The organism is Actibacterium sp. (genome assembly GCF_041584535.1).
Lineage (GTDB): Bacteria > Pseudomonadota > Alphaproteobacteria > Rhodobacterales > Rhodobacteraceae > Actibacterium_D.
In genome coordinates this window covers 1-1,874 of sequence record NZ_JBFHDW010000399.1, presented here as the reverse complement: position 1 = coordinate 1,874, position 1,874 = coordinate 1, and the positions used below count along the sequence as shown (strand labels likewise).

At 61.1% G+C, this 1,874-nt stretch carries 3 protein-coding genes and 1 riboswitch; of the genes, 1 reads left to right on the top strand and 2 read right to left on the bottom strand.

Translation table 11 applies throughout. From position 1 onward, the window contains the following. A partial coding sequence (locus tag ABYW26_RS14090; RefSeq protein ID WP_372605548.1) for an aminotransferase class I/II-fold pyridoxal phosphate-dependent enzyme occupies positions 1-478 on the bottom strand: 478 nt, incomplete at its 3' end. Positions 479-527: 49 nt separating this feature from the next. Continuing rightward, a riboswitch (SAM riboswitch) is annotated at positions 528-605 on the bottom strand. A 123-nt stretch (positions 606-728) separates the two neighbouring features. Here ABYW26_RS14090 and ABYW26_RS14085 point away from each other — a divergent pair. Beyond that, a complete protein-coding gene (locus ABYW26_RS14085; protein ID WP_372605547.1) occupies positions 729-1,433 on the top strand; it encodes a glutathione S-transferase family protein in 705 nt (234 codons plus the stop codon). Here the strand turns inward: ABYW26_RS14085 and ABYW26_RS14080 are convergent. Beyond that, positions 1,430-1,874 (bottom strand): inner membrane-spanning protein YciB (locus ABYW26_RS14080; protein WP_372605546.1); only part of this gene is annotated, 445 nt, incomplete at its 5' end. The two genes, ABYW26_RS14085 and ABYW26_RS14080, sit on opposite strands and share 4 nt — an antisense overlap.

Genomic DNA, 1,874 nt, shown 5'->3' with positions numbered 1-1,874 from the left:
GCGTCGGGTTCGAGACCGATTCAAGGAACACCGCACGGGTGCCGGGGCGGATCGCGGCCTGCCACTGATCCAGATCGGTGCCGTCGACCAGCGTGATCTCGACGCCAAAGCGGCCCAGAACATCCTCAAGAATATACAGGCACGAGCCGAACAACGCCCGCGCCGCGACCACGTGATCGCCGGCCTTGACGACGCTGGTCAGCGCGCCGTTGACGGCGGCCATGCCGCTGGCGGTGGCAAAGGCATCTTCGGCGTCTTCAAGGGCGGCAATGCGGTCTTCGAACATGCGCACGGTCGGGTTGCCGTAGCGGGCATAGATGAATTCGTCTTCGCCCAGCTGAATGAACCGGGCCTCGGCCTGTTCGGCCGTGTCATAAACAAAGCCCTGCGTCAGATAGATCGCCTCGGCCACCTCACCATACTGGCTGCGCCGGGTGCCGGCATGCACCTGCTGGGTCCGTTTGCTCCATTTCGACATCGCGCATTCCCTCCGCGCCAAATAAAAAACCCCCGACCGGTGAAAGGCGGGGGCAATAACCCTGACCTCTTTAGCGGTTTGTTTAACGTGGCCCGCAATCCGGTAACAACTCGCCACATCTGGCGGCATAGCGCCGCGCCGGGCCAAGGTCAAGGTGGCGCGCCGGGTCGGATTGGCCCGCCGCATCGGCGCTGTCCGGGGGTTGTCCTTTGACGAAAAAGCCTCATCTATGGTCGGGAAAGGATTGCCCATGCCCCAACCGATTGAATTCTTTTACGCCTCGACCCCGAACGGGTGGAAAATCGCAATCGCGCTGCATGAGATGGAACTGCCGTTTCATCTGAATCCGATCGTGCTGAGCAAGGGCGACCAGCGAACGCCCGAGTATCTGAAAATCGCGCCCAGCGGCAAGATTCCGGCGATCATCGACCCCGAAGGCCCGGACGGCGCGCCGATCTCGATCTTTGAATCGGGGGCGATCCTGCAATATCTGGCCCGCAAGACCGGCAGGTTCTATGGCCGCACCGAGCGCGACCGCATCACCGTCGATCAATGGCTGATGTGGCAGATGGGCGGGCTGGGACCGATTGCCGGCCAGTCGCACCATTTCCTGTTCTACGCGCCGCAGATGGATCCCCCGATCGATCTGCCCTATGCCAAGGCGCGGTTCAAGGGACAGGTCAGCCAGTTGTATCAGGTGCTGGACCGGCAATTGGCCGAGAATGAATTTGTTGCCGGGGATTTCTATTCCATCGCCGATTTCGCAATCTGGCCGTGGATTTTCCGCCACCCGCGCCAGCAGCAGGTGCTAGAGGACACGCCGAACGTCAAACGCTGGTATGACCAGTTGCATGCGCGCCCGCAGGTGCAGGCCGGGCAACAACTGGCCGCTGAAACCGCCGTCACCATTCCCGGCAATAAAGAGGCTCAGGCGGCGCTGTTCGGCACGTCCTAGGCTTTGTCCTGATCGTCCAGCGCGTAGGTCTGCAACAGCTTGCCTTGGGTCATGAAGAACGCGAATACCGCGATGGTCAGGCCGAAGGTCTTGAAATTCACCCACATGTCAGTGGACATGGTGCGCCAGATCACCTCGTTCGCGATGGCCAGCGCGATGAAGAACAGCATCAATCGGCGGGTCAGGATGCGCCAGCCTTCGGGGCGCAGCGGCATCATCTCTTCCATCACGTATTGCAGGTAGGATTTGCCGCGCAGCAGGCCAAATCCCAGCGTCCCGGCGAACAGGCTGTAGATCATCGTCGGCTTCATCTTGAAGAACCGGTCATCGTTCAGCCACACCGTCAGCCCGCCAAAGATCACCACCAGCACCGCCGTGGCGATCTGCATTTTCCCGACATGACCGCTGAGCCGCCACATCAGAAAGGTGGTCAGCAGGATC

Bases quoted from the DNA above. Each gene is read 5' to 3' on its own strand.
- ABYW26_RS14085 (WP_372605547.1), top strand. From the start codon at position 729: ATGCCCCAACCGATTGAATTCTTTTACGCCTCGACCCCGAACGGGTGG.